The 26,355-nt window shown below is 37.7% G+C and carries 26 protein-coding genes and 1 other annotated feature; of the genes, 19 read left to right on the top strand and 7 right to left on the bottom strand.

Translation table 11 applies throughout. The annotated features are described in order from the left end of the window. Window positions 1–4: 4 nt before the first annotated feature. Together CRI88_RS13015 and CRI88_RS13010 are read right to left on the bottom strand one after the other, a co-directional pair. Entirely contained in the window at window positions 5–139 is a 135-nt protein-coding gene (locus tag CRI88_RS13015; RefSeq protein ID WP_080717008.1) for a YrzO family protein, read from the bottom strand. A 23-nt stretch (window positions 140–162) separates the two neighbouring features. Further along, window positions 163–1,080, bottom strand: a complete 918-nt coding sequence (locus CRI88_RS13010) for a DMT family transporter (RefSeq protein ID WP_283778197.1) — start codon at window positions 1,078–1,080, stop codon at window positions 163–165. 185 nt (window positions 1,081–1,265) lie between these two features. Between CRI88_RS13010 and CRI88_RS13005 the strand changes: the two genes are divergently transcribed. The 7 genes from CRI88_RS13005 to CRI88_RS12975 all read left to right on the top strand — a co-directional run bounded on the left by CRI88_RS13005 (window position 1,266) and on the right by CRI88_RS12975 (window position 6,952). Next, on the top strand, window positions 1,266–2,117 hold the full coding sequence (locus CRI88_RS13005; protein ID WP_036116998.1) for a LysR family transcriptional regulator: 852 nt from the start codon (window positions 1,266–1,268) through the stop codon (window positions 2,115–2,117). A 1,099-nt stretch (window positions 2,118–3,216) separates the two neighbouring features. Continuing rightward, window positions 3,217–3,453, top strand: coding sequence for a hypothetical protein (locus tag CRI88_RS13000; RefSeq protein WP_036116996.1), 237 nt, complete (start codon window positions 3,217–3,219; stop codon window positions 3,451–3,453). Window positions 3,454–3,519: 66 nt separating this feature from the next. After that, a complete protein-coding gene (locus CRI88_RS12995; protein ID WP_058843688.1) occupies window positions 3,520–4,287 on the top strand; it encodes a hypothetical protein in 768 nt (255 codons plus the stop codon). 253 nt (window positions 4,288–4,540) lie between these two features. Next, window positions 4,541–4,906 carry a phage tail tube protein gene (locus tag CRI88_RS12990; RefSeq protein ID WP_170829827.1) on the top strand — a complete coding sequence of 122 codons (366 nt, stop codon included), beginning with the start codon at window positions 4,541–4,543 and terminating at the stop codon, window positions 4,904–4,906. A gap of 2 nt (window positions 4,907–4,908) precedes the next feature. Next, a complete protein-coding gene (locus tag CRI88_RS22510) occupies window positions 4,909–5,463 on the top strand; it encodes a M15 family metallopeptidase (protein WP_036116908.1) in 555 nt (184 codons plus the stop codon). Window positions 5,464–5,863: 400 nt separating this feature from the next. Beyond that, the gene (locus CRI88_RS12980; RefSeq protein WP_058843689.1) at window positions 5,864–6,520 is read left to right on the top strand and encodes a DUF4258 domain-containing protein; all 657 of its coding nucleotides are present in this window, start codon (window positions 5,864–5,866) and stop codon (window positions 6,518–6,520) included. Between the two features lie 9 nt (window positions 6,521–6,529). Next, window positions 6,530–6,952: a hypothetical protein gene (locus CRI88_RS12975; RefSeq protein ID WP_036116903.1), complete on the top strand. Its 423-nt coding sequence runs from the start codon at window positions 6,530–6,532 to the stop codon at window positions 6,950–6,952. A gap of 106 nt (window positions 6,953–7,058) precedes the next feature. Here the strand turns inward: CRI88_RS12975 and CRI88_RS12970 are convergent, their stop codons facing one another. After that, window positions 7,059–7,262, bottom strand: a complete 204-nt coding sequence (locus tag CRI88_RS12970; RefSeq protein ID WP_058843690.1) for a hypothetical protein — start codon at window positions 7,260–7,262, stop codon at window positions 7,059–7,061. 668 nt (window positions 7,263–7,930) lie between these two features. Here CRI88_RS12970 and acnA point away from each other — a divergent pair. Beyond that, window positions 7,931–10,636 (top strand): aconitate hydratase AcnA, encoded by a 2,706-nt coding sequence (gene acnA / locus CRI88_RS12965; protein WP_036120887.1) that lies wholly within the window; start codon window positions 7,931–7,933, stop codon window positions 10,634–10,636. Window positions 10,637–10,827: 191 nt separating this feature from the next. Then, the gene (locus CRI88_RS12960; protein WP_058843691.1) at window positions 10,828–12,318 is read left to right on the top strand and encodes an S-layer homology domain-containing protein; all 1,491 of its coding nucleotides are present in this window, start codon (window positions 10,828–10,830) and stop codon (window positions 12,316–12,318) included. 280 nt (window positions 12,319–12,598) lie between these two features. Here the strand turns inward: CRI88_RS12960 and CRI88_RS12955 are convergent, their stop codons facing one another. Then, the gene (locus CRI88_RS12955; protein WP_036120893.1) at window positions 12,599–13,183 is read right to left on the bottom strand and encodes a DJ-1/PfpI family protein; all 585 of its coding nucleotides are present in this window, start codon (window positions 13,181–13,183) and stop codon (window positions 12,599–12,601) included. A gap of 141 nt (window positions 13,184–13,324) precedes the next feature. Between CRI88_RS12955 and CRI88_RS12950 the strand changes: the two genes are divergently transcribed. The 6 genes from CRI88_RS12950 to ileS all read left to right on the top strand — a co-directional run bounded on the left by CRI88_RS12950 (window position 13,325) and on the right by ileS (window position 19,385). Next, window positions 13,325–13,768 carry an Lrp/AsnC family transcriptional regulator gene (locus CRI88_RS12950; protein WP_036120896.1) on the top strand — a complete coding sequence of 148 codons (444 nt, stop codon included), beginning with the start codon at window positions 13,325–13,327 and terminating at the stop codon, window positions 13,766–13,768. A 698-nt stretch (window positions 13,769–14,466) separates the two neighbouring features. Continuing rightward, window positions 14,467–15,114, top strand: coding sequence for a hypothetical protein (locus CRI88_RS12940; protein WP_058843692.1), 648 nt, complete (start codon window positions 14,467–14,469; stop codon window positions 15,112–15,114). A gap of 24 nt (window positions 15,115–15,138) precedes the next feature. Further along, complete coding sequence (locus tag CRI88_RS22915; protein WP_257982903.1) at window positions 15,139–15,309, top strand: hypothetical protein; 171 nt, start codon at window positions 15,139–15,141, stop codon at window positions 15,307–15,309. A gap of 258 nt (window positions 15,310–15,567) precedes the next feature. Further along, on the top strand, window positions 15,568–15,744 hold the full coding sequence (locus CRI88_RS22910; RefSeq protein WP_231744999.1) for a DUF2785 domain-containing protein: 177 nt from the start codon (window positions 15,568–15,570) through the stop codon (window positions 15,742–15,744). A gap of 13 nt (window positions 15,745–15,757) precedes the next feature. Further along, window positions 15,758–15,883, top strand: a complete 126-nt coding sequence (locus CRI88_RS22905) for a hypothetical protein (RefSeq protein WP_257982902.1) — start codon at window positions 15,758–15,760, stop codon at window positions 15,881–15,883. Between the two features lie 110 nt (window positions 15,884–15,993). After that, window positions 15,994–16,232, top strand: a binding site (T-box leader). Between the two features lie 60 nt (window positions 16,233–16,292). Further along, window positions 16,293–19,385, top strand: a complete 3,093-nt coding sequence (ileS, locus tag CRI88_RS12930; protein WP_058843693.1) for an isoleucine--tRNA ligase — start codon at window positions 16,293–16,295, stop codon at window positions 19,383–19,385. 620 nt (window positions 19,386–20,005) lie between these two features. Here the strand turns inward: ileS and CRI88_RS12915 are convergent. After that, the gene (locus CRI88_RS12915; RefSeq protein ID WP_058843520.1) at window positions 20,006–20,608 is read right to left on the bottom strand and encodes a LysE/ArgO family amino acid transporter; all 603 of its coding nucleotides are present in this window, start codon (window positions 20,606–20,608) and stop codon (window positions 20,006–20,008) included. 111 nt (window positions 20,609–20,719) lie between these two features. Here CRI88_RS12915 and CRI88_RS12910 point away from each other — a divergent pair, with 111 nt between their 5' ends. Both CRI88_RS12910 and CRI88_RS12905 read left to right on the top strand, forming a co-directional pair. Continuing rightward, entirely contained in the window at window positions 20,720–22,153 is a 1,434-nt protein-coding gene (locus CRI88_RS12910; RefSeq protein ID WP_058843521.1) for an aminotransferase-like domain-containing protein, read from the top strand. Between the two features lie 225 nt (window positions 22,154–22,378). Continuing rightward, entirely contained in the window at window positions 22,379–23,563 is a 1,185-nt protein-coding gene (locus CRI88_RS12905) for an oxalate decarboxylase family bicupin (protein WP_058843522.1), read from the top strand. A 202-nt stretch (window positions 23,564–23,765) separates the two neighbouring features. Here the strand turns inward: CRI88_RS12905 and CRI88_RS12900 are convergent, their stop codons facing one another. Continuing rightward, a complete protein-coding gene (locus CRI88_RS12900) occupies window positions 23,766–24,236 on the bottom strand; it encodes a DUF2975 domain-containing protein (RefSeq protein ID WP_058843523.1) in 471 nt (156 codons plus the stop codon). 375 nt (window positions 24,237–24,611) lie between these two features. Between CRI88_RS12900 and CRI88_RS12895 the strand changes: the two genes are divergently transcribed. Continuing rightward, on the top strand, window positions 24,612–25,139 hold the full coding sequence (locus CRI88_RS12895; RefSeq protein ID WP_058843524.1) for a GrpB family protein: 528 nt from the start codon (window positions 24,612–24,614) through the stop codon (window positions 25,137–25,139). A 156-nt stretch (window positions 25,140–25,295) separates the two neighbouring features. Further along, the gene (locus CRI88_RS12890) at window positions 25,296–25,583 is read left to right on the top strand and encodes a hypothetical protein (protein ID WP_089932766.1); all 288 of its coding nucleotides are present in this window, start codon (window positions 25,296–25,298) and stop codon (window positions 25,581–25,583) included. 208 nt (window positions 25,584–25,791) lie between these two features. Here CRI88_RS12890 and CRI88_RS12885 read toward each other — a convergent pair whose 3' ends face one another. Continuing rightward, entirely contained in the window at window positions 25,792–26,301 is a 510-nt protein-coding gene (locus tag CRI88_RS12885) for a DinB family protein (protein ID WP_089932769.1), read from the bottom strand. Window positions 26,302–26,355: the final 54 nt, after the last annotated feature.

The following is a 26,355-nucleotide window of genomic DNA, read 5'->3' as shown; positions in this document are numbered from 1 at the left end:
TTAATTATTTTCTAAGTACATCTTTTAATAGCTGTATCATTTCAGCCTGCTGTTCTATTTTTTTACGACCATTTCGATTAATTGCAGCAAGCTCTAAGCCAATTGCAGCAGCAAAGAAGAATAATAAACTTTCATACATATAAAAACCTCCAAACGTTTAAATCAAATAACCTTACTCAACTGTTCCTTTAGTAAATTCTTCTGATGCTCGTTTTCTTCTTTACGCTGATATACATTGTTTCGCATGAGGGCGATAATAACAAGCAATGTCCCTGCAACATCAAAAATTGTTATTTTATATCCTTGGATCATCATAATGACTAATGTTGTGATTGGGACGAAGTTAATGAATAAAATTGCATTTACGGACGATAAAATTTTTACGCCATAGTTCCAACTAAGTAATGCCACAAAACCTGGTAATATCATCATGAATAATAAATCATACTTAACTACAGAAATCGTTCCTATGTTTGGCATAGACACATGCCCTTGGATTGTAAATAACACTGTTAAGAAACCTGTTACAATTGTTCCAAAAACACATGTCAATGTTGAATAGCGAAGGGTAGACCAATCACTAAATGATGCTCCACCCATCGTATAAATCACCCATCCAACAACACCAATGAGGATAAATGCGAGTGAAAACAGATTATGCTTAAGTGTAAGTAAGAAGCTTATATCACCTTTTGTAATGACAAAAATTGCACCAATAAAAGCAATAGCCATACTGATCATCATGTATTTCTTCGGTTTCACATGTTTAAATCCCCATAAAACGCCAATTGAAATCATCGGCATGAGCGCCTCCATAATAGAAGCTACCATAATACCTGATTTTCCCATTAACATTTGGCCATAGAAAATTAGCACATTATATACAGTAAAAGCCATCGTTCCGTAGAAGACTAGCAGCTTTCCTTTTCCTTCAAAACGAAATGCCTGTCTTCCTTCTTTTATCCATAAGAAAATGACTAGTATAATAGCTACAGCTCCATATCGTATAGTTGAAAAATAGAATGGATCTATGTAGGCCAAAGCATGATCTGCGACTGGAAACATTGCTCCCCATGACATACTTGCTATTAAACATGCCACTGCGCCTTTTAATAATTGAACATTTTTCACATTTATCACTCCGTATATCCCAATTCTTTTTAAATTCCGCAATAGCCATTATAAAAAAGAATATGCATCATGTATAATGATTGAAAACGATTAATAACATCATTTAAAATGATATTTTACAAGAGGAGCACTTAATGGAACTACGAGACTTGTTGATTTTTAAGAGCGTCGCAAATCACGGAAGTGTGAGCCATGCAGCAAAGGAATTAAATTATGTTCAATCTAATGTAACAGCGCGTATAAAGCTATTAGAAAAGGAGCTCAAAACATCGCTTTTTTACCGCCATAAAAAGGGGATGACATTAAATGCAGAAGGAAGAAAAATGCTAGTATATGTTAATAAAATTTTGCAGGATGTCGAAGAATTGAAACAAGTATTTTTAGATAGTGATTCACCAGCAGGTACTTTAAAAATTGGTACAGTTGAAACGGTGAATATATTGCCAAATATTCTTGCTTCTTATTACAAAGAGTGTCCCAATGTCGATTTAACACTGCAAGCTGGTTTAACTGAAGAACTCATTAAAGAAGTTACAGATCACCAATTAGACGGGGCTTTTATTACCGGGCCCATTAAACATCCACTTTTAGAACAATACGATGTATGTAATGAAGAACTCGTTCTTATAACCCCCAAAAAAACTTTTCATATAGAGGAATTTATGACTACACCAATTCTTATGTCAAACCAAGGTTGCGGTTATCGAGCGAAGCTAGAGCAGTGGCTTAAAGACGAGGGCTTACTCCCTAAAAGGATCATTGAATTTAACATATTAGAAACCATTTTAAAAAGTGTTGCAATTGGTCTAGGAGTTACGATTGTTCCGCGATCAACTGTTGAACATCTTTCTACTACAGGCAAGGTTTATTGTCATCCAATCCCAGATAAATACGGCATTATTTCAACCGTCTTTATACGACGGAAAGATGCATATATGACAAAATCGATGGAATATTTTTTGAAAAAAATTGTTGAGCACCAATAACTTTCACGGTTTGTTTTGACGTCCCGATACTGATTTAAATAGTGTCCTTAGAGTATTAGCGATTTTAAGGGCATTGAATCCAAAGTGAATGGCAAGATTTAAAAGATACAGGAGCAATTGGGAAAGAATAAATATAAAGAGCGCGTATATCCTTTTCGCCAGGTATTAATATTGCTGAAATAATGGTCCTTTGAAAGAATATTTTATTGCGTTAAAAGTACATTAAGGTTTTTCTATTTAAAGCTAGTCTCATTTTGTGGATATAACTCTAAATGAATTGTATTTTTATAAAAGTCAATAGACCTTTTCAAATTTTGTACAAACAATTCTAAACGCATATAAATTTCCATTTTCAAGCCCCCGTAGATAAAAAATAGTTATATCAACGTGATAACGAGTTGAAATGATTGGTGTTACGAATGTTAATGTTACAAATTTTTTTATTATTCATCCCAAAGGACTGAATATATTCTCCGATTTAAGAGCTTTTATGTTACTTCACATTTTGAGGATAAAACAGGCTATGTGAATGAAAATTAATAATGAAATCGAATTATTGCATGAACGGCATCGTTTTTGAAAGAAATTGTACATTAAATGGGTTTCATGGTGGGGTTAGAAAATAATAAAGGGTCACGCTGCGAGTAGTGACCCTTTACTAGCATAGTTTTAGTGCAAACTTCAAAAGTACTAATTATATTTTAGTGAAACTACCTGTATAGAGACGTATAATCAAACGCGTACCTTATGACCAATGTATTGGGCTCTTTCCAATTTAATTGATATGCCCCTTCTGAAAAGGGTCTATAGCCATCATCGGTATGTGTATTTATTAAATATTTACTCTATGATATCAAAGGGGTGGGGGAGTTTCAGCTCAATTCGTAGTCTTACAAAATGTATTACATGAAGGGCTACCTTTGTTGAATGAGTATGTCCCCATTTGAATTAAAAATGCATAAATGAATAACTAGTTGCAAATCCACGGGGTGAAGCTTTTCTACAAGAATCCAAGTACTAAGAAACAAATGAAAGAGGGATTTTTTCCCTAATTGGAGAATATAATACTAATAAGAAAATTTAAAGGGGTGACGAAAAAATGAATAACAATATTAAAGATGTGGAAAAAAAGCATAAATATAAAATCTATCCAAAATCAGAAAGACTAACAGTAGTCTTTTTATTTACATCCGTCCTAGTTTGGGGGTTTTATGATAGATTTACGACAGGTCATTGGGGAGTTCCAGCATATTTGATAATCATGACTTTTGTCTTTAATTTAATTGTTAGAAGTTATTATAGTAGAAAGGAAAAAAAAGGAGACGGAAAATTATAACTTTACATAAATACCTAATTAAGTTGGTGTAAAATAGTACCAAAAATACTATTATGAGGTGATGAAATGTTAAATTCAAAAAAAATAATTGCTAGTGCTCTTTGTTCAACTATGTTATTTGCAAGTAGCAGTGTATGTATTCCTAATGCATATGCCTCAGAAATTGCTCCAACAGAGTATAGGGTAGTAGATTCTGTAACTACGGATAGTTCGCTTAATTTTAATCTAGTTAATTCTTTAAATAATATTGATATTAATGTTGAATATACTGACGATGGTTTTGTAGTAAACTCACTCAATAACGGAAATGAAAAAAGTACTTTGATTTATAATAGTTCTACTGGTATTGCTACTTTAAATGGTAAAGATATTAATCTTGAGATAACTGAACCTGACTTTAATGCAGATACAAATTCAGATATGTCAGTTTATGCTACTGATTATGTTTATGTAGCTCCAGCCAGTCTTTCTTTTAAAGGTGTAGCTACATCATTTAGTGATGTAGCCACTTTAATGACAGGTGTAATTGTTATAGGTGCATGGTTAGGAGTAAAGCTTCCTAATAAATTAGTATCTGATAAAGTATCAAAAGCATTAGGTGCAATTGGTGTTACAGCTCTAATAGTAGAAAGACAGGTGAGCGGCACATGGAAAGCGGATTTGGTCAGAACAAAAGATAAATTTAATACTGGGTACCCAGGTTCTATAAATCAATATCAATACAAGTTTCGTTATCAAGATATTAATTCATCGCTAACAATTGGACCTTGGAAAATAGATTTTGCTGTTGATAATGTTGGCGATTGGTGGTTCCAAGATAAACCTATGAGATAAGAAACATTTATTTTTAAGAGCTCTGCACTAACTGAATATGACTGTTTAATGTATCATCTTATCGTAAAAAACCAGGCGCTCGAATGAGTACCTGGTTATTTTTCTATTTTAATACAGAATCATTTAACAAAACATTAAATTCGTCAACTTTACTGTTGTCTGAAATCTGTTGTTACGAGCGAAGTTGTAAACGTAACAGGGCTATATCTCAGCTCTATATCACAACGGTAGTAGCAGAGGGGAGGGCAATAAATTGGAACAAAAGAAACCAGTGATTCCGTTGAATCTTCAGTACTTTGCAGACACAACCATGCATGCTCGTGATGCTATTCATGGTGCACAAGGGAAAGCGTATGTGAGGGTTGAAGGAAAACGTTATTTATTTGCACAGCTAATCAACCTAGAGGCACGTATGGACAAAACCAAAACACAAGTCCCTATTATGGGTCGTGTAGCTAAAGGGAATAGATCAACAGGTGCAGAGTATCCAGAAAGTGCCACATTCTATTTCAATACATCTATTTTCCGTAAATTATTGAAGCGTTATAAAGACACTGGAGAAGATGGCACAAACAGCCTGCCGACTACTCTTTCAAGAGTGCTACAAGGCAGGTATTGACTTTGTTTTCATCACAGAAATATCGTAGCCAAGCTCGCCAAAACTATCTATATGAGCAAGGTAGAACAAGACCAGGGCAAGTAGTTACCTGGACACGAAATAGTAATCATACATCGCGTAGAGCTTGGGATATTGCTGTAGCACCGCCAAGAAATTTATATGATATTTCTACTCTTTCAAAGGTTGGGGCAATAGCTAAAAAACTAGGAATCACTAGGGGAGGCTATTGGCCTGTAGGTCAGTATGATGCACCTCATTTTGAAATTCCTACAACATGGAAGATGCCTGCAGGTTATAAATTTGAAGGACAAGTAATCGTGCCCTCAAGTAGTGCCATAAAGGTACAACTCATTGTAGAGGATACACAAAAACAAAAGGAGGATGATACTATGAAATTCACAAGCACAACCGCAAAAGCTGCAGTACGTGATTACATTCAACAAGCCGTAGACAAAAAGGTGATTGATAAGTCATGGCTTGAAAAATTCGATAATGGAACTATGACAAGTGGTGATTTTGAAGGATTGAAGATTATCATTGCACAACGTAGCGTTTAACAGCAAATGCCTGTTACCTTAATCGGTAATGGGCATTTCATAAAAATATTATAAGAATAGTAATGTAAATAATATGTCAATAGTCAAATTAGTGAACTTGTTATTAGCAATATTTTTTTGTTTTTATTGAAAATATCAAGCATAAAATGGAGTTAACGCTATAAATGTATATATAGCACTAAAAAAATATCGATACCACTAAAAAAAGATGGGAATAAGTAGCGTGATTTGGCGGACTTGACGAATTTCCTTTGAGTAGCGCCAAATTAATGGCGTTCACACCGTCAAAAAAGTGGCGTGAACATAATATTGAATTGGGGAAGTTACCAATGATAGGATAATAATTAACTCGAGGTAAGGATTTGCTAGTGAATCAAATACAAGTTTGAAGGGATAAATCATGAAACATACAAAAATTATTAGTATTTTACTAACATTTACTTTATTAATTAGCATTGTATTTCCATCAGCTGCCTCAGCAATGGAATTCACAGATAATGATCAAAATGAAAGTTTATATTCGGAAACTGAATTATTAGTTCCTCAACTAGATACAGAGGAATATAATAAATACATTTTAGATACTGAAAATTATATAAATGAGCATCCAGAATTTAAGGAACTATATGAATCATTTACCGATGTTGAAAGACAATATTTTTTTTGGGATTCTATTAACACTGCACGAACTCCTTTTATGAATTCACTGGAATCTGAACAATTTATTGTTGCTCCGAGGGTCGCTCCGATTGTATGGTTCGTTGCAGCTACATGTGTTAAACTAGTTGTAAAACAAATTCCAAAAGCAACAGTGAAATTTTCTTCACACGCAGTTATACAGGCTAATGCACGTCAACTTTCTTCCAAACAAGTTGCTGATGCAATTGTAAATGGAAAAAAATTCATGGATAAACATACACGTGCTAGAGCTATTTATGATAAAGATCAAAATATTAATGTAGTGTTTATAGGGAATTCAAAAGAGGTTGTAACGGTTTACAAACCTGATAGTGGGGAAATCGCTAAGAAATTTATTAGTAGTAACTGGGGATGGTAAGATTTAATTATGGCAACCTTATACGATAGATCATTTGATGCATCAAAGACAAGTTTAGAAGTGGTTAATATAGAGAGTGATACTGTTTCCAGTAATATTTTGATTAAATTTAATTGTGGTGAACATCATTTAGATTTTAAGTTTTTGGTTTTACGAAGTGATCTTATAATGCTGCATACGCTGATATTAAATAATTGGGACGAATTATTGGAAGCAGAAGTATGGGACTCAACGGATCCATCTTTTTCATTTGCTATTTTAGCGAATAATAGTGACCTAATTGATGAACAGATTTATCAATTCCAATTTTGGATTGATGCAGGAGAATATAACTCTCATAGAGCTACTCGTTCCGGTATTGGTATTACAATTTATCAAGATAGAAAATCTATTGAACAATTTGCATTACAGATAAAAAAAGAATTTGATTAGGATTTAAAGCAAAGGCCAGGCGCTCATTCAACAATGAGTACCTGGTTTTTTTTATTTCCACAAATTAATTACTTAATAAAATACAAAAATAAATAAACCAAGACAGCTACATGCCATCTTGGTTTATTTTCATTTCTAATAATACTTGTTTACGTTCTAATATTAATTCCATGAGCTCGTCTAAATCTTCCTCTAAGGCGTGGTCTCTTATAAAGCTACGTGCTCCAGATCGTGCACTAAGATATTTAGCACGTTCTTTATTCTTCGCTTGCCAACGTTTATTCGCCTCAGTCTGCGGATTTTTCTTCATTAAATCCTCCTCTTTAATATAGTACGATGTCTTTAAAAAGAAGTACCTAAATTTTTCCCCAATTTACATTTAAAAAACACAAGTTGAAAAACTGTTGGTTAATCATATGAATGGTACCAGACGCTCAAATGTGCACCTGGTTTGTTTTTTATTAAAGCAGAACTGATTATCCAAAAAGAAACAAATTGTAAGGTATTGTCATATGTGTATATGTATATTATATAGTTATTAAAATAGTTGCATCATTTCTTTAATGTTTAATTATAAAGAAGTTAATAATCTAAAAGTAAAAGTTGTTGTATTGATTTTTTCTACTACTCATACGTGTCCGGATGAATTTTTATTTACTATTTATTCCTGCGGTACACTTTTTACAAAAAGTTCGTGTACCGCAGCTCGTACCGCAATCTGTACCACAGTTAAATACATTTAGATATGCTTCGTTAGATAGGTATAGAAACCCACATTAATACAAACCCTTGATATTATGCACATCAAAAAATTAAAAACATCAGGGTAGAAACCAAGGTCATAAGTTATGCTTATCAAAAAAGATAATATTAATGTAATTTACTTATGAATATAAATGCGCTATCATGGGTATTGGAGAAAAGATGCTACACATTTTTAAAGCCTTTTCAAAAAGATATATTTAGGGGGATCCGCAAATGGCACAAGGTAATTTACACAACAGCCGTGCATCATTCGAAGTGAATGGTAAAACTTACAATTACTATGACTTAGCTGCGATTGAAAAAGCTGGCGTTGCAAAAGTTTCAAACCTTCCTTACTCAATTAAAGTGTTATTAGAATCTGTTTTACGTCAATATGATGCGTATGTAATTAAAGAAGAACATGTAAACGAATTAGCAAAATGGGGCAATGGTGCTGACCCTGAAGCAGAAGTACCATTCAAACCATCTCGCGTTGTATTACAAGACTTTACTGGTGTACCAGTAGTTGTTGACCTTGCATCACTTCGTTCTGCAATGAAGGAAATGGGCGGTGACCCAAGCAAAATCAACCCTGCTATTCCAGTTGACCTTGTAATTGACCACTCAGTACAAGTTGACAAATACGGTAATGCATCTGCACTGCAAGCAAACATGGACCTTGAGTTTGAACGTAACGCTGAGCGTTATAACTTCTTAAAATGGGCTCAAACTGCTTACAATAACTTCCGTGCTGTACCACCAGCAACAGGTATCGTTCACCAAGTAAACTTAGAGTACTTAGCTCCAGTTGTACACGTAAACGAAAATGCTGACGGCACATTCGAAACTTTCCCAGATTCAGTAGTAGGTACTGACTCTCATACAACAATGATCAACGGTATCGGTGTTCTTGGATGGGGCGTAGGTGGTATTGAAGCCGAAGCAGGTATGCTTGGTCAGCCTTCATACTTCCCAATTCCAGAAGTTATCGGTGTTAAATTAGTTGGCGATCTTCCAAACGGAACAACTGCTACTGACTTAGCATTAAAAGTAACACAAGTATTACGTCAACGTGGCGTAGTTGGTAAATTCGTTGAGTTCTTCGGACCTGGCGTATCTAAATTACCACTAGCTGACCGTGCGACAATCTCAAACATGGCTCCTGAATATGGTGCTACATGTGGTTACTTCGCAATCGACGAAGAATCATTAAACTACATGCGTTTAACTGGTCGTGACGAAGAGCACATCGCGGTTGTTGAAGCTTACCTTAAAGCAAACCACATGTTCTTCGATCCAGCATTAGAGCCAGTTTACACTGATGTTTTAGAAGTAAACTTAGCTGAAATCGAACCAAACCTTTCTGGTCCAAAACGTCCACAAGACTTAATTCCACTATCTCAAATGCGTTCTCGTTACAAAGAAGCAGTGGTGGCACCACAAGGTACACAAGGTTTCGGTTTAACAGAAGATGAATTCGCAAAAACTTCTGTAGCGAAATTCGCTGAAGGCGATGTAGAAATTCCAACAGGTGCTGTTGCAATTGCAGCGATCACTTCTTGTACAAATACATCTAACCCATACGTATTAATTGCTGCGGGCTTAGTGGCGAAAAAAGCTGTAGAAAAAGGTCTAACAGTGCCTAAATGGGTAAAAACTTCTTTAGCACCAGGTTCTAAAGTTGTAACTGGTTACCTTGAAGATTCAGGTTTACAAACGTACCTTGATACAATCGGCTTCAACACTGTAGGTTATGGTTGTACAACATGTATCGGTAACTCAGGTCCATTACTTCCTGAAATCGAAGATGCAATTAAAGCAAATGACTTATTCGTAACTTCTGTACTTTCTGGTAACCGTAACTTTGAAGGTCGTGTACACCCACTTGTAAAAGCTAACTACTTAGCTTCTCCACCACTTGTTGTTGCTTATGCACTTGCTGGTACAGTGGATATCGATCTACAAAAAGATTCATTCGGTAAAGACAAAGATGGGAATGAAGTATTCTTCGCGGATATTTGGCCATCAACAGAAGAAGTTAATGCAGTATTAAGTACTGTTGTTAACCGTGAGTTATTCCAAAAAGAATACGAAACAGTATTCACAGCGAACGAAAAATGGAATGCAATTGAAACATCAACTGAGTCTCTATACACATTTGATGATAAATCAACTTACATCCAAAACCCACCATTCTTCCAAGGTCTTGCAAAAGAGCCAGAAGCAATCCAAGGCTTAGACGGCTTACGCATTATGGCGAAGTTCGGTGACTCAATCACAACTGACCATATTTCTCCAGCTGGTGCAATCGGTAAAGATACACCTGCAGGTAAATATTTAATTGAAAACGGTGTTGCAATCCGTGACTTCAACTCTTACGGTTCTCGTCGTGGTAACCACGAAGTAATGATGCGTGGTACATTTGCAAACATCCGTATCCGTAACCAAGTGGCTCCTGGTACAGAAGGTGGATTCACTACTTACTGGCCAACAGGCGAAGTAGAGTATATCTATGACGCATGTATGAAATACCAAGAGCAAGGTACTGGCTTAGTCGTACTTGCTGGTAATGACTACGGTATGGGTTCTTCTCGTGACTGGGCTGCGAAAGGTACATTCCTACTTGGCGTGAAAACTGTTATCGCACAATCTTACGAGCGTATCCACCGTTCTAACTTAGTAATGATGGGTGTTCTTCCACTTCAATTTATGCCAGGTGAATCTGCTGAGACACTAGGCTTAACTGGTAAAGAAGAAATCTCTGTTAACATTACTGACAACGTAAAACCACGTGAAATCTTAACAGTAACTGCTAAATCTGAAGACGGCACAGTTAAAACTTTCCAAGCTTTAGCTCGTTTCGACTCAGAAGTAGAAGTAGACTACTACCGTCACGGTGGTATCCTACAAATGGTTCTACGCGCAAAAGCTGCTGAGTAATCATCATCATAAAAACCGATCTCTTAGGAGGTCGGTTTTTTTATATGGAGGATAAAAATTAGATCGAACCAAATGACGGATATATTGGATAATTATATTTTAATTTCCAACTAACCTAGCATTTTCCCAAATCTTTAGATAAAATTAATATGTAAGCATTACATTTTACATAAATGGGGGGACGATTAATTATGACAAAGAAAAAACATAAGCTTTATACGGCGGCAACAGCTGCAATGGCGGTTACAGCTGTTGCAGTAGTACCTGTTTCGGCTGCTAGTCCATTTTCAGATGTGAGCGAAGATCATGCATATTTTAACGGTATTTCCACATTACATGCAGCAGATATTATTCATGGTTTTCCAGATGGTACATTTAAGCCCTCACAGGACGTAACACGTGGACAGGCGGCAAAGATGATAGCAAGTGCTTTTCAATTAACAACAACGGATTTGACTGTAGAAAATCCGAATTTCAAGGATGTTGACTCATCTAGCCCATACTATAAGGCGATAGTTACACTAGTAAATCTTGGGGTTGTACAAGGCTATGAGGATGATACATTCCGTCCAGATGACACGATTACACGTGGTCAAATGGCGATAATGGTAGCAGAGGCAGCAGGTTTAACAGCGAAAGGCAAAAGCCCATTTACTGATGTACAGCAAAATAGTCCATTTGCAGAGGCAGTAACAGCACTGTATGAGGCAGGCGTTGCGAAGGGGGTTTCTGCCACAGAATTTGGTGTAGATAAAAATGTTACGCGTGGTCAGTTAGCAACATTTATCGTCAACGCATTAGACTTACCTGTGGATACACAGCCTATACCGGAAGAAAAAGGGGAAGACCCTAAAGGGGAGCAGGTAAAGGAAGAACAGTCTACTACAACAAAAAATAGTGCTTTGTTAGAGGAAGTATTTACTAAAACAGTAGCCAAGCAAAAAGAGCTAAAAAGCATGAAGGCTACCATGACCATCTCTCAGTCAGTGGAGGCAAACGATGGCAAGGAAACCATGAAAATGGATTCTAAAGGCAACATGAAGATGGAAATTGTTACAGAGCCGATGCAATTCTTTGCTGATGGTACAATGTCGCTAACAGATCCAACAAGTGGTGAAGCGATTAATTTGCCGATTAAAATGTATATGACGGCTAAAGATGGTATGTATATGTATGAGGCAGAGCAAAAGGCTTGGGTAAAGTTCCCGAAACAATTATTTGAGGATGTACTTAGCCAAACAGGGATACAGCCAGATGCAACAGAACAATTGGAGATGCTACAAGCATTTGCTGAAGATTTCACATTAGTTGAAACAGCAAACCGTTATGAATTAACACTAAAGGGTGCTGGGGATAAATTCACAGAGCTAGTGAAGCAGCAGCTTGGCGCAATGAATTTAGGAATGGATGCTGATCTAGAGGCACAATTAGGTAACATGTCCTTTGATAGTCTCACATATAAATTATTGATTAATAAAGAAACATTTGATGTAGAAGAAATTGCTATGGATATGACCTTAAAGATGAAAGTGGAAGGCAATTCGATCAAAACAAGACAGCAAACTACAATTAAATATCATGATTTCAATGCGGTAACAACGATTACGATTCCAAAAGATGTGCTAGACAACGCGAAGGAAATGGATTTTAACACATCAGAAACAGCACCATTAGAAAAATAATAGCAATAAAGTAAAAAGTAGGGTTACATCATAATATTTGGTGTAAGCCTGCTTTTTATCCTGCTGTAAATCATGTTTAAACGATGTTTACTAACTCAAAACTGGTAGCCAGTGCCTTAGCGGTTCGTGATTGACACCTATATATTGATCCTTAATCAGAACTATATCATTAGTTTCAAGAAGTAAAGAGTTAGGAGTGAAGTTATTACAATCAATATCAGAAAACAAATGTACATAATGAAGCTGTCCAAAATGAACTCTTTTGGACAGCTTTATAAAATTATTTAAAGCCCATTAAATCCTTTACTTTCAATGTATTATCAGGTGATGTTAGCATTTCAAGTAAGCCAAATGCGACATCGAATGCAGTGCCTGGGTTCGAAGATGTAATAATGTGCTCTGTGTAGACAATTCGTTCATTAGCAACATTTGCACCATAGGATTGAAGCTGCTCTAATCGTTTACTTGTTGGATGATTATAAGTTGTCGCCTTCTTATTTTGTAGAATACCGCTATGCCCTAATATTAGGGAGGCTACACAGATTGTTGCAATAGGCTTTTTCTGTTCATCAAAATGACGCACAACTGTTTGAAATTCCTCGCTAAAGGCATCTTCGTAAAAGCCTGCTTCCTCAAAGCCCCCTGGGATTGCTAAAGCATCAAAATCCTTTAAATCAATTTCATGCAGCAATTTTTCAGGAATGACGCTAAAATTCCATGTACATTGCAATTGTTTATGTAACCCGACTGTAATGACTTCTGTTGATTCATCGCCTTCCCATTTATTCCAGCCAAGCACATCTGTAAAAACACTGGCTTCCACGGCCTCGAAGCCATTTGCTAAAAGTAATAATATTTTTTTCATATTGATTCTGCCTCCTTTATTGCTTTTATTGTAATCAAAAGAGCTGAATGTTAACAGAAGCTGTATAATGTATTTTGGATAAAAAACTTTATTTGAAAAGGTATTATAGAAAAAATAATTGATTTAGAAAGGTGAAGGACCATGGATCAAATTGATATACAAATATTACAGCAATTACAGCACAATGCAAAAATCTCGATGAAGGAATTAGCAGCAATTGTTCATTTATCTTCTCCCGCTGTTATTGAACGGGTCAAAAAGCTGGAGGAACAAGGTGTGATTGAAGGGTATCATGCAAGGGTGAATTTGAAAAAGATGGAGCGCACTATCGAGGCCATTATTTTATTTAAATCCATTGATTGTAAAAGCCTCTCTGCATTTTGTAAGGCTCATCCTGATGTCTTGGCGTGCTATCGAGTGGCGGGGGAAATTAGCTATATTGTCAAACTAGCGACTTATTCAGTAGAAACATTAGAGCAGTTTATTGATGCAGCTATGCCCTATGGTACACCTTCTACCAATATCGTGTTATCTTCAACGGAAAAAAAGGTTATTAGCCCGTTTGCTGACAATGATTTAGAATAAATGACAAAAAAAGCAAACCTCGAAGCTATGAGCACCGTTTATAGGAAAGAGAGGGCTCATTTACGAACTAGAAAGAATAATGGAACAGCATACAGAGAGGCTTATTCGTCTTGCCTTTTACTATGGAAGAGATTGACAAAGTGCAGAAGATATCGTGCAGGATGTCTTAATTAAATTTTATGATAACCAACAAAACTATGAGGAACGTGGCGAGCTAAAGGCTTATTTATCGAAGCATCGAGGCAAAGATTTACGCAGTTGGGCCTATTGCAAAATTCAAGTACAACAGAAGCTTTTTGCAAAGCAAACTACCACTAGAAGGGTATACTTGTACAGCAAGACGAACGCATTTTGATTGAAAATGTGATTCTAGCACTCCTATTCAAGCAGCGTGAGGTCATTTTTGAAACAATGTCTGTGGTGGATATAATTATCTGTAGATGAATTGGTGCAAAAACATAGCAATGGTACACGGTTTCCTTTAGTGGATGTCCCAAAACGCTATCAAAGTACAATATAGCCAGGTGATTGGGAACAATGCCTCTCAACCTCTCATCGATTTTCCTAGAGATGAAAATAGTGGAAGAACATCAATAAAAGGAAGCTAGATATTCAACGTTTTAGAATGTCTAGCCTTTCCTGTACAATTGGATTAAAATACAATAGTTGTAACATTTTTCTACGTAGGAGGTGTTGTATTGGTATTTGCTCTATTAGATAATGCGACAGCCTTTTTCCTAAGCTTACCTCTTCTACTGATTTATTTAAAAAGTATACCGCAGGAAGAATCCCTATGGCGGTGGTCGATGCCTTTATGGTTGTTGAATTACAATGTCATTCGATATTTTGTCTCGGATGGCGAGATTTTTTGGGTTGTTCTTTGTTGGCAGTTATTATTTTTGTGGCCAATAAGTCTAGCAATATATATTCATTTATACAATAAGGAAAAGCAGTGGGCGTTTTACATAGGATTAAAGAAAAAGCATGTACTCATTGTGGCTTCATTGATGGTGCTATTTGGGGGAGCTCTCATCTATTCACTTCATCAGGCAAATGAGCAAGTAATTGTTTTTCATCAGGAGGTCATGGAAGAACTTGAGATCAGTTCAGATCGACAGCATTATTTAATGTATAATGCGAATGCACCTTCTACACTTCTTGGTGTAGCGGATGACATAGCTGAGGTACGCAGAGGTCGGGTTTATGCAGCCACTTTCCCTTGGAGCAGTAAGGTGATTGTGCACCTAGATAATTGGCAAAAGGAATTGACCTATGTCCGTTTTTATAATGGATGGAAGCTGGATGGGCTATACCGAGAAAGTAGTACGGAGTATCACAATGAATAAGCAAAGTGGAATTAGCCAGTTGTATTGAAGGAAGATGAATTAAAGGCTAGATTAATGGCATTGAAAAAGGGTCAGGCTACTTGGCAGCAAGAGCATCAACAGCAGGTTTTGCATGCCATGCTAGCACATATCGGTTCTACTGAAGTGAGCTACGAGATACATGGATTTAGGGCAGCTTTTATGAATGGATTTTAGAAAAAATTTGCTGAATCATCGTTGCTTCATTGAACTTTGGGATTAAAGCTTAAACCATTTATTATTCAAAGGAATCTGATTGGGTTTTTTACTCACTCGTTTACAATCTTATTGCTCGTACTTATTTTAGCTAGGGATCTACACAGATATTTTTTTATCTAAGGATAGCATGAGGCTTGTCAAACGAAGTTATGAACTTACATATCATCTGAAAAGGATGTAAGAAGCTATGTACCTGGCAAAGGATGGGCACATAGTGTGGCACATGTATCGGATGCTATTGATGAACTAGTGAAAAATCCTAAAATGAATGGATCAGCCTATGTCGCTATGTTACATGCACTTTGGTTTTTCTATTTACAACCTGCTTATGTATTTATTCATGATGAGGAGGAAAGGTTGTTAGTCCTGATTTTCGCTATGTTGGAAAAATGAAATCATCCAAATATTGCAGCAAACACTGTCAACAGTAGCCACATTAAAGGGGCAATTGGATGAAGTAAACTTTTATATCGGGCTATTTAATGTCAAAATATTGCTGAAGAGCTTTATTCAAACCAATCCGCAATCTTAATATATGACTCTCCATCAAAGTATTGTCACTTGTCTCAACGAAATTTTTTAAGGTTGTCCACTGTTGACAGACAATTGGTAATTTGTTACGATGAGTGACAATAAAAGCATACAAATTCGTTGATGAGAAAGAGTAGTGTTTCATTTTGTTCTACAGAGAGCCGACATTTGGTGGAAGTCGGTGTGCAGGTGTTACATGAAAATCCTCTCTGAGAAGATTGGCTGAATAGAGTAAGCCAATCCGGGTGTCTACCGTTAAAAAGAACACGTATGATTGTACGTTGCTGAGCGCTATTGACCATTGTGTCAATAGAATTAGGGTGGTATTCGCGGTTAACCCCGTCCCTTTCCTTGGGACGGGGTTTTTTGTATGCCTTTTATACAAAATGGATTGTATAGGAGGAACTCATATGCAGGAAGAACAAAAGAAGGAAACAGTGGTTGAACGAGAAACAAGGATTCGTGCGTTGTGGGCGCAAGAAGGAACCTTGGCAAAGTCCATCAACAATCGTGCTGGACAGCAGCCCTTTGTATTTTACGAGGGACCGCCAACAGCGAATGGTTTACCACATGTTGGTCATGCTTTTGGCAGAACAATTAAAGATGTTGTGGCACGCTATAAAACGATGCAAGGCTATCTCGTTGAACGAAAAGCAGGCTGGGATACACATGGATTGCCTGTGGAATTAGGAGTAGAAAAGGCATTAGGCATCTCTGGGAAGCAGGAAATTGAGAATTACGGGGTAGAGCGATTTATTCAGGCATGTAAAAAGAGCGTTTTTACCTATGAGCAAAAATGGCGTACCTTTACCGAGCAGCTTGGCTACTGGCTTGATATGGATAATCCTTATCTGACACTAAGCAATGATTATATCGAATCTGTGTGGCATATTTTAAGCCATGTACACAAGGAACAACTTTTATATAAAGGGCATCGTGTTTCACCTTATTGCCCTAGCTGCCAAACATCCTTAAGTTCACATGAGGTAGCACAGGGGTATAAGGATGTCAAAGACTTATCCGTTACAGCGATGTTTAAGCTTCGGGATCGCGACGAATATTTCTTAGGCTGGACAACGACGCCTTGGACATTACCTGCTAATGTAGCCTTGGCTATGAACCCATCTCTTCAATATGTACGTGTAAAGCATGAGAATAACATATACATCCTCGCTAAATCACTGGTAGAAAAGGTTTTTACAGAGCCTATCGAAGTACTAAGTGAGCATGATGGGCAAGAGTTTGCGGGTGTTTCCTATCAACCACCATTTTCTTATGTAACGGTCGAAAAAGGGCAAGTTGTCGTTATGGCGGATTACGTGACGGAGCATAGTGGAACAGGAATTGTGCACATTGCTCCAGCCTATGGAGAGGACGATTATAAAACAGTACAGTACCATGGTTTGTCCTTTGTCAATGTAGTTGATTTAAAAGGCTGTTATATAGAAGCTGTGTCTGAGCTTGTCGGACGCTTTGTAAAAGATTGTGATGTTGATATCATTAAAATGCTAGCGGCAAAAAAACTTCTATTTGCTAAAGAGAAATATGAGCATAGCTACCCACATTGCTGGCGCTGTGATTCACCTTTGCTGTACTACGCAACAGATAGCTGGTTTATCAAGATGTCAGCATTAAAGGAGCAGCTTTTACAAAATAATCAGCAAGTGACATGGTATCCAGGTCATATTAAGGACGGTCGATTTGGCAACTTCCTAGAAAATTTAGTGGATTGGAATATTAGCCGTAATCGTTACTGGGGTACACCATTGAATGTCTGGGTTTGTCGGGAGTGTGCTCATGAGGTGGCTCCAAGTAGTGTTGCAGCATTAAGAAAATTAGCTAAAGGGGCTTTCGATGAAAATTTAGAGCTTCATAAACCATTTATTGATGACATTGTCTGTACATGTCCTGTCTGTCAAGGAGACATGAAGCGGACGCCAGAAGTTATTGATGTTTGGTTTGACAGTGGCTCGATGCCATTTGCCCAGCAGCATTATCCTTTTGAAGATGTCACGACTTTTCGTCAGCAGTTCCCTGCAGATGTCGTCATTGAGGGAATCGACCAAACAAGAGGCTTTTTCTATAGCTTATTAGCGGTATCGACGTTATTTACAGGCAAGCCACCTTATAAAAATGTTCTATCGTTAGGGCATGTCTTAGATGAGCATGGGCAGAAGATGTCAAAAAGTAAAGGTAATGCTTTAGAGCCTGTTGAATTAATCGAGCAATATGGAGCGGATGCTTTACGGTGGGCATTTTTAGTCGACAGCTCCCCTTGGAATCCGAAGCGTTTTTCTAAGAAAATTATCTTAGATGCGAAATCGAAACTAGTGGATACACTTGACAATACGTTTAAATTTTATGCAATGTATGCCCATATCGATGGCTTTACGTATGATGCTACAAATAAAGGGAGTCGATCACCTCTAGATCATTGGATTTTGTCTCGTCTCCATCACACTATCCAACTTGTCACAACGTTCATGGATGATTATCAATTTACACAGGCTACACGAGAAATTGCTCAGTTGGTAGAGGAGTTAAGCAATTGGTATATTCGCCGTTCACGAGCTAGATTTTGGGCAAATGGACTGACAGCAGATAAACGAGGTGCATTTAGTACGCTTTATGAAGTGCTTACATCTATTTGTCAATTGGTAGCACCGTTTACGCCATTTATTGCTGAAGACATCTACCGTCAATTATGTGGGAAAAGTGTTCATCTGGAGAACTACCCAGCATGTGACGAACAATTAGTGGATGTCAAGCTTGAACAAGAAATGGCAATGGTTTTAACAGTAGTGGAACTTGGACGCAGCATTCGCAATAGTCAGGGAATGAAGGTTAAGCAACCTTTAAGTGAACTCATTGTTGCCGTAAAAGGAGACCTGATGGATTGTCAAGTCTATAGTGAGCTCATTCAAGATGAGTTAAACATCAAAGCCTGTAGGTGGGCGCATGATTTTTCAGCCTATGAAAGCATCCAATATAAGCTGAATTTTAAAACTGCTGGAGCTGCATTTGGTGCAAAGGTTAATCAAGTAAAAGAATATGTGATGGCATTAACGAATGAAGAAAAGCAAAAGCTTCAGCATAATGGTTCGATTAATTTTGAGATGGAAGGACAACAGCTAACATTATTAGCAGCCCATGTTGTTGCTGAAGCGGTTGTGAAGGAGTATTATAGGTTAGCTGAGGATAGCACATGTCGTGTATTGATGAATGTTCAACTAACAGAAAGCTTGCTACAAGAAGGGCAAATGCGAGAATTAATTCGCACAATTCAAGACGCAAGGAAAAAATGGCAGCTACCAGTGGTCCAATATGTGTCGATTGCCTTTAACGGTAGTACAAAGGTACTTTCTATCATCCGACAGCATGAAGCAATATTACAAGCGAATGTATTAGTCAAGGCTATTCATTATGGTGAAGCGTGGTCTAAAGCGAAATCCGTTGAAACAACATTGTTTAATGAACAGCTCACGGTATTTGTCTCACTCTAAAAGAAATGCTCAGGAGGAATCCTGAGCATTTCTTAGTGTTGAAAAACAAAACAGTCAATTGAAAGGGAGAAATGGATTTCCGTTGCAGGCTACTTGCTTTCCTGTGGGCGAGCGCCGAGCCGCTTCCTCCGCTACCGCTCCGTTTAGAGGCTCGCCTGTCTCGCTATCCCACGGGAGTCAAGTAGCCTTCCACTCCACCCCACAAAAGTGTTACCTTTTTAGCAAAGGTTTTTAAATAAAGTGAAGGTGTTCACTTCTCTTTATGGAGAGGTGTTGTCACGCATCACTTCTCCACATTGAAAATAAGAGCCTATCCCCTCTAAGAATACAGATAATGGGCTATTTGATCGCTATACTACTATGAAAAAAAGTAAAGACACTTTGCAGAATGGTTGATTGGAGTGGAGCCAGCGTCACTCCTAGGGGATTTAGCGTCACAGATGAGACCCTGGAGCGAGCGTAAGTGAGTGAAGCGGCTCATCGGACGCCCCCTGGAAAGGGCGCTGGCGGAACGGAAATCAACCTCTCACCTTGCAAATTTGCTTTTTCTGCCGTTGACATCATCTTTTTTCAACAACATGAAATGCTTCAGGAGGAATCCTGAGCATTTTCTATGTAGGCTACAGTAAGCCACTTGCGAGATAACACGCTGTTGCCCAAATAAAGATGGCTGAGCATTTATTCAAGATGCCCATCAACTTACCAGAGCTATCAAGTTTTTTGAACGAGGCACCAGTCAACGTGAGACCGAAAAACCATAGCCAAGAAATTAGCACGCAGGCTACCGTGAAAATCATTTGCTCTGTACCACTATATTTTAATGCGCTCGTACCAATGACGCCGATTGTATCTAATATAGCATGTGGATTAAGTAACGACACAGAGAGGGCAAAGAGAATTTGTTTTTTTATGGGCAGTGGTTCACTTTTTTTTGTAGTGCTCGGATTTGAGCGCCAGATGGTATAGCCCATATAAAGTAAAAAAACAATACCAACAGTCATTAAAGCGATACGTAGCCACTCAAATTGTAAAACAATTAAGGATAGTCCGAATACCGCAAGCACAATTAGCATTGTATCACAGAGGGCAGCTGTTACACTTGCTGGCAGGGCGCGTAATAAATTGGGTTGTGTAGCACCTTGAGAAAAAACAAAAACATTTTGTACACCTAAAGGTAAAATGAGTCCAAATGCTAAAATGATGCCATGAAGAAAAGCTTCCAACAATCATCCCTCCTTTCACTACTCATTTTAGATATGGTATAACTAAAAGAAAACGACCAATTGGATGGTTTTTTATCCACCCAATTTTCTAGCAGGAAAGGTGATGGATAAATGAACTGGCAGCCAAATAGACAAAGAGATACCTCATTACAACAGCAAATTGTGCAATGGATAACAGCACTGGTGGAACGAGGAGACTGGGTAGCAGGAACAAAACTGCCCACCCAAAGACAGTTAGCCATGCAGTTTGGCGTCAATCGTAGCACGGTTCAACAGGCTTTAGAGGAATTAAAAGCAATAGGTCTCCTTGAATCAAAGGTAGGCTCTGGGGTTTACGTTACGCATAATTCATGGCATGCATTAATTCAACAAACACAGCCGAATTGGCAAACCTATATCGAAACAAGTATCCATAAGCCAAACTATCACACTATCCAATTAATTAATGAATACGAGCAGCGTGAGGATGTCATTCGTTTAGGAACGGGTGAGCTAGCACCAAGCTTATTGCCCACAGAGGCCATAGAAGCTTCACTAAGGGAGCTATCTTTTCAGCCCAAAGCATTGGGCTATTCCTCACCACAGGGTAATGATCACCTTCGTGCAGCTATCTGTGACTATGTACGAAAAAGAGGCATCGTTGCTGAGCCTCAACAGGTCTGCATTGTCTCAGGTGCACTTCAGGCATTGCAGTTAATTGCCGTTGGTTTACTAGAACAAGGGTCTATTGTATTTCAGGAGCCAACCTCCTATTTAAATTCTGTCCATCCATTTCAATCAGTAGGGATGCAAATGGTGAGCATTCACCGCGATGAACAGCTTGCCCAAACATTGTCTCAAAGGAAACGGAAAAAACAAGCCGTATTTTACGCTATCCCAACTTTACATAATCCAACGGGCCAAGTATGGACATCTCTGGAAAAAAAGCAGCTCTATGAAGCCTGTCAGGCATCACGTATTCCAATTATTGAGGATGATGTCTATCATGAATTACTTTTTGAAGCGACCTCTCCTCCTATTAAAGCAATGGATAGCAGCGGACAAGTCCTTTATATTGGGAGTGTCTCCAAAACCTTAAGCCCTGGGCTACGCATTGGCTGGCTTATTGGTCCAACCACCGTCATCGAACGATTAGCCGATATAAAAATGCAAACGGACTATGGCTCAAGTGCTATCTCACAAGAAATTGTCCTACATTGGCTACAATCAGGAAAATATGAATCGCATCTTGCATCTTTACGTCAGCACTTGCAGGATCGAGCCCATTTCACTGAGCAAATTTTACAGGGAAAATTTAAAGACATTGCTACTTGGAGCAAACCAAAGGGAGGCTTTTATATTTGGCTCAAGTTTCATGAGCCACTTATAGACAAAGAATTCTTTATGAAGCTATTGCAGCAACAAGTATTAATCAATCCTGGCTATATTTATGACCCACAAGATCATCATCATATTCGTCTATCTTATGCCTATGCAACATATGACGAATTGCAGGAAGGCCTCCAAATCTTGCATAAATGTGTAGTGGAGGCTTTGCTACAGTGACTGATTATGTTTTCATGGGAATGAATTTGCTCTACGTTTAGAGGAGTGATGCCTCCGCTCCATAATGTGAGGAAAGCGGTCAAAAAAGTAATCATTCCTCGTAACCAAATAGCCATTCTCATGCACTCGCCCAACAGAAAAGCAAGTGAATAGTACAAGCTGTGTGCCCATACATTTAGAAGGATGAAAGTATTTTTTAAATTTCTACGATAAAGAGGTGAACGATTGGACAATTTGCCGCCGGGTTATTTTCAAGTGCCTCAGCCTATTCGGAATGATGGAGCTGGAGGGGTGGATAAGGGGCCACGCGATATTATGAGGGATTTAGAAAATCCGGATATGCTGGTGCCACCAACGACAGATGCGGGTTTGATCCCTAACCTACGATTCTCGTTTTCAGACACGCATATGACATTAAATCAAGGTGGGTGGTCACGGGAAATTACGGTTCGTGAATTACCGATTGCTACGACATTGGCGGGTGTAAATATGAGCTTGACACCGGGAGGCGTGCGTGAACTGCATTGGCATCAGCAGGCGGAGTGGTCTTATATGCTACTCGGCCATGCTCGGATTACGGCAGTTGATCAAAATGGCTGTAATTTTATTGCCGATGTAGGACCAGGTGATTTATGGTATTTTCCACCTGGCATTCCTCATTCAATTCAGGGGTTAGAGGATGGCTGTGAATTTTTATTAGTGTTTGATGATGGCAATTTCTCAGATCTGAATACATTGTCGATTTCAGATTGGTTTGCGCACACCCCGAAGGATGTGCTATCTGCCAATTTTGGGGTTCCAATTAGTGCTTTTGATCATATTCCGAATGAGCAAGTGTATATTTATCAGGATCAGGTTCCTGGTCCCATCAATTCACAAAAAGTGGAGTCTCCTTATGGGCAGGTTCCACAAACTTTTAAGCATCGCTTATTAGCACAGCCACCACTGAAAACACCAGGTGGCAGTGTGCGTATTGTGGATTCAACTAATTTTCCGATTTCCCAAAATATCGCAGCGGCACTGGTAGAAATTGAGCCTGGGGCGATGCGCGAATTACATTGGCATCCGAACAACGATGAATGGCAATATTATCTACAAGGAAAAGGGCGAATGACTGTTTTCACAGGGAATGGAACAGCACGAACATTTGATTATCGTGCAGGTGATGTTGGCTATGTGCCGTTTGCGACGGGGCATTACGTTGAAAATACTGGCACAGAGCCATTATGGTTTTTAGAAATGTTTAAAAGTGACCGATTCCAGGATGTATCTTTAAATCAATGGATGGCCTTAACGCCAACAGAATTGGTGCAAAGTAATTTGCAGGTTGGCCCTGAGTTGCTACAGGCTCTTAGAAAGGAAAAATGGCCAGTGGTGAAGTACCCTGGTTTTTCGTATTATCCAAAATAAGAATGCAGGTGAATACTTTGTAAAATTAAAGATAAGTGAACGCATGTTTTTATTTTAAAACAGTAACTTATCTTTAATGTCACACATTATAGGATAGTTGGTACATCACTTATATAGTAGTGGTGTACTTTTTTATTTAGTAGACCTCATTTATTACTACAACAACGAAGGGAGTTTTATAAAAATGGTTATTATGAAACACCTACATATTTTCTAGGATATTTTTTATGGGTTTTTGAAGTACGTCTATAATGGCAGCGATGATAGCTGTTACTAAAATCCCTATTAGACCAAGTGCTATCGGACCTGCTGCGTCTTCACCCGTGAACAGAGCAGAAACCCTTAAGTAAACTATTAAAAACAAAATGAAGAAAATAATTGTCAAAGCGCATTTTTTTATAATCTGTAAGGAATTAAGGGATAGCTCAGAAAAAGCATTGTTTATATTGATATAACTCAATAGTTTATAGGCTTGATACAATGCAACAGAAAACGTAATGCATACTCCATAGGCACATATTAACAATGGATATATCGAGTAATCTCCTGGACGCACTTTGGCATCTCGTAAAGCTGCTTGAGGTAACCAATAGATACACACAACAAGTACCGCAATTCCAATAAGAAAAGCAATGATCTTTAAGAAAAAAGTTGAACTTAGTTTAACATTCATTTGAAGCACCTCACCGATTTAATGATAATATGATATTAGTCTATTTATTATCGTTTATCAATATATTTATTTCGTTTTTTATTATATTATTGTTGTTATTCAAATGATTATTTAAAAATCATGTGGGAATCGTACTTCCGTTATGGTAAGTTTTATGATGAGGTACTGAACAATAGGGCGCAATTGTTAAAGTTGGGAATGCGTCTTTCATCATCTAAAGGGCGATTAAAATAGTAAAGAAATTCGGCAAAATTACATTAGAATTCAGTTTAGCTTGTGAAGTAGTGTATTTAAACTAACACTGCAGTTGAGTTTAAGAAGGATAAAGAAATCATCGAACGAATTAGTTAACTATATTGAAAATGAGGTGACTAAATGAGATTAGGGTTAAAACGAGATGAGGTAAGGTTAGAAGCACATTGTGATGAGTGGAAAAAAGAGTTTTTTAGGGTGAAACAGGATATTTTAAATGCAACGCCAATTCAAGAGAATAGAATTGAACACATTGGTAGCACAGCCATAAAGAATATCGTTGCCAAACCAATATTGGATTTAGTCGTTGGTGTTGATAATATTGAAAATGTTGATAAATCGATATTTCAAGGGCTGAGGGAAGTTGGTTTTTTAAAGCTCAAAGTGGAACGCCCTAATGAAATTGTGCTTGCGAAGTTTAATGATGATCATTATGAGGAAAAGACACACTTTATTCACTTAGTAGAATACAACAAAGAACTCTGGAAAAATTTAATCTTTTTTAGGAACTACTTAAATTCAAACGAAACAGCAAGGGAAGAGTACAGAGAACTGAAAATGAAATTTGTAGAAGAGAAAAATGGTGGGATCAATGAATACACAGATTATAAGGAACAATTCGTAAAAGGAATCTATGAGAAAAGGAAATAATTTCTTGTTAAGCTAACAGTATGCTTTACTTTAACAGGCAAAAGACAAATCACCGTCTTGCTATTCAGCAATCGGGCGCTTTCATGGAAAACTAGGAAAGTGTCTTTATAGGACAAAGTGTTATGGAACGCTGCATTTAATTAGGGGGGCATTGTTATGGAAATATACTGGGTAAACGGACAATATCAAGAAGATGAGCGGATTTTTGATTCTCAGTTTGAAGTTTATGAATGGACGGACTCATTATATCAAGATTTCTCCAATGGCTTTTTGAGAAAAGAAAATATCGGTTATGCAACTCCTGATATAAAGGTCATTGATTGTTTAACGGAACTAATACCACAATGGGCGGAATACATGAATGTATATGTTACAATGCATAGAGATAAGATTGAGGTAGATTGTAAAAAAATGTATAGAATTTGGACTTCATATAGTAGATAAAGTTCTTCCACCATCGGGCGCGGTTCTGTAATAAGGATCAGTGCTCGATCATTATAGGGACATATAATTGAATAAGAAATTATAATGTATAAATAGGGATAACGTCAGGAAAATGCGGATTTATAACGCTAAGTAAGGTTCAACTATGAGAAAACCTAATTTCTCAGTATGAAGTAAAAATTAGGTTTTTTCAATAATAGAAAGAGATTTATAAGTATTTATCGCTAATCACTTTCATATGGTGTAACTCGTGCCCGACAATGCCATATACAATGGTTCCTACTGAAACTGGACTGTTCATTATAGTTCCTTTACGAACCCACGCAGCTTCATCAATAGTTGAAATCAGGCTTAATGTGTTGGAGCGTGCGGTGTCTAAACCAGCTAGTAACTGTTCCCAAGATAATTTGTTGAAGTTTGCCGCAGAAACGTATTGATCCTGATCCATTGCTGGGAGTGGTGCAATTTCATTTCGTGCAATGGCAAGTATTCGATACGACATCACACGTTCCGAGTCGGTCATATGCCCAATCACTTCTTTTAAAGTCCATTTCCCTGGTGCGTACGTCTTACTTGCTAACTCCTCTGATACGCTGCCTAAGAGGGTAAGGGTCTTAGCTTGTTGCTTATTAAGTATTTCTTCAATATCTCCATCTGGCACAAGACTAACATACCTATCATGCTCTGGATTTTCAATAAATAATGGTCGTGGACGCACATGAATCCTCCTCATCGGAATAGTTAATTATGGTTGTAGGGTAATATTCTACTT

Origin of the sequence: Lysinibacillus fusiformis (assembly GCF_002845985.1) — a bacterium.
Taxonomy (GTDB): Bacteria; Bacillota; Bacilli; order Bacillales_A; family Planococcaceae; genus Lysinibacillus; species Lysinibacillus fusiformis_D.
This window is presented reverse-complemented; position numbering and strand designations above follow the sequence as displayed.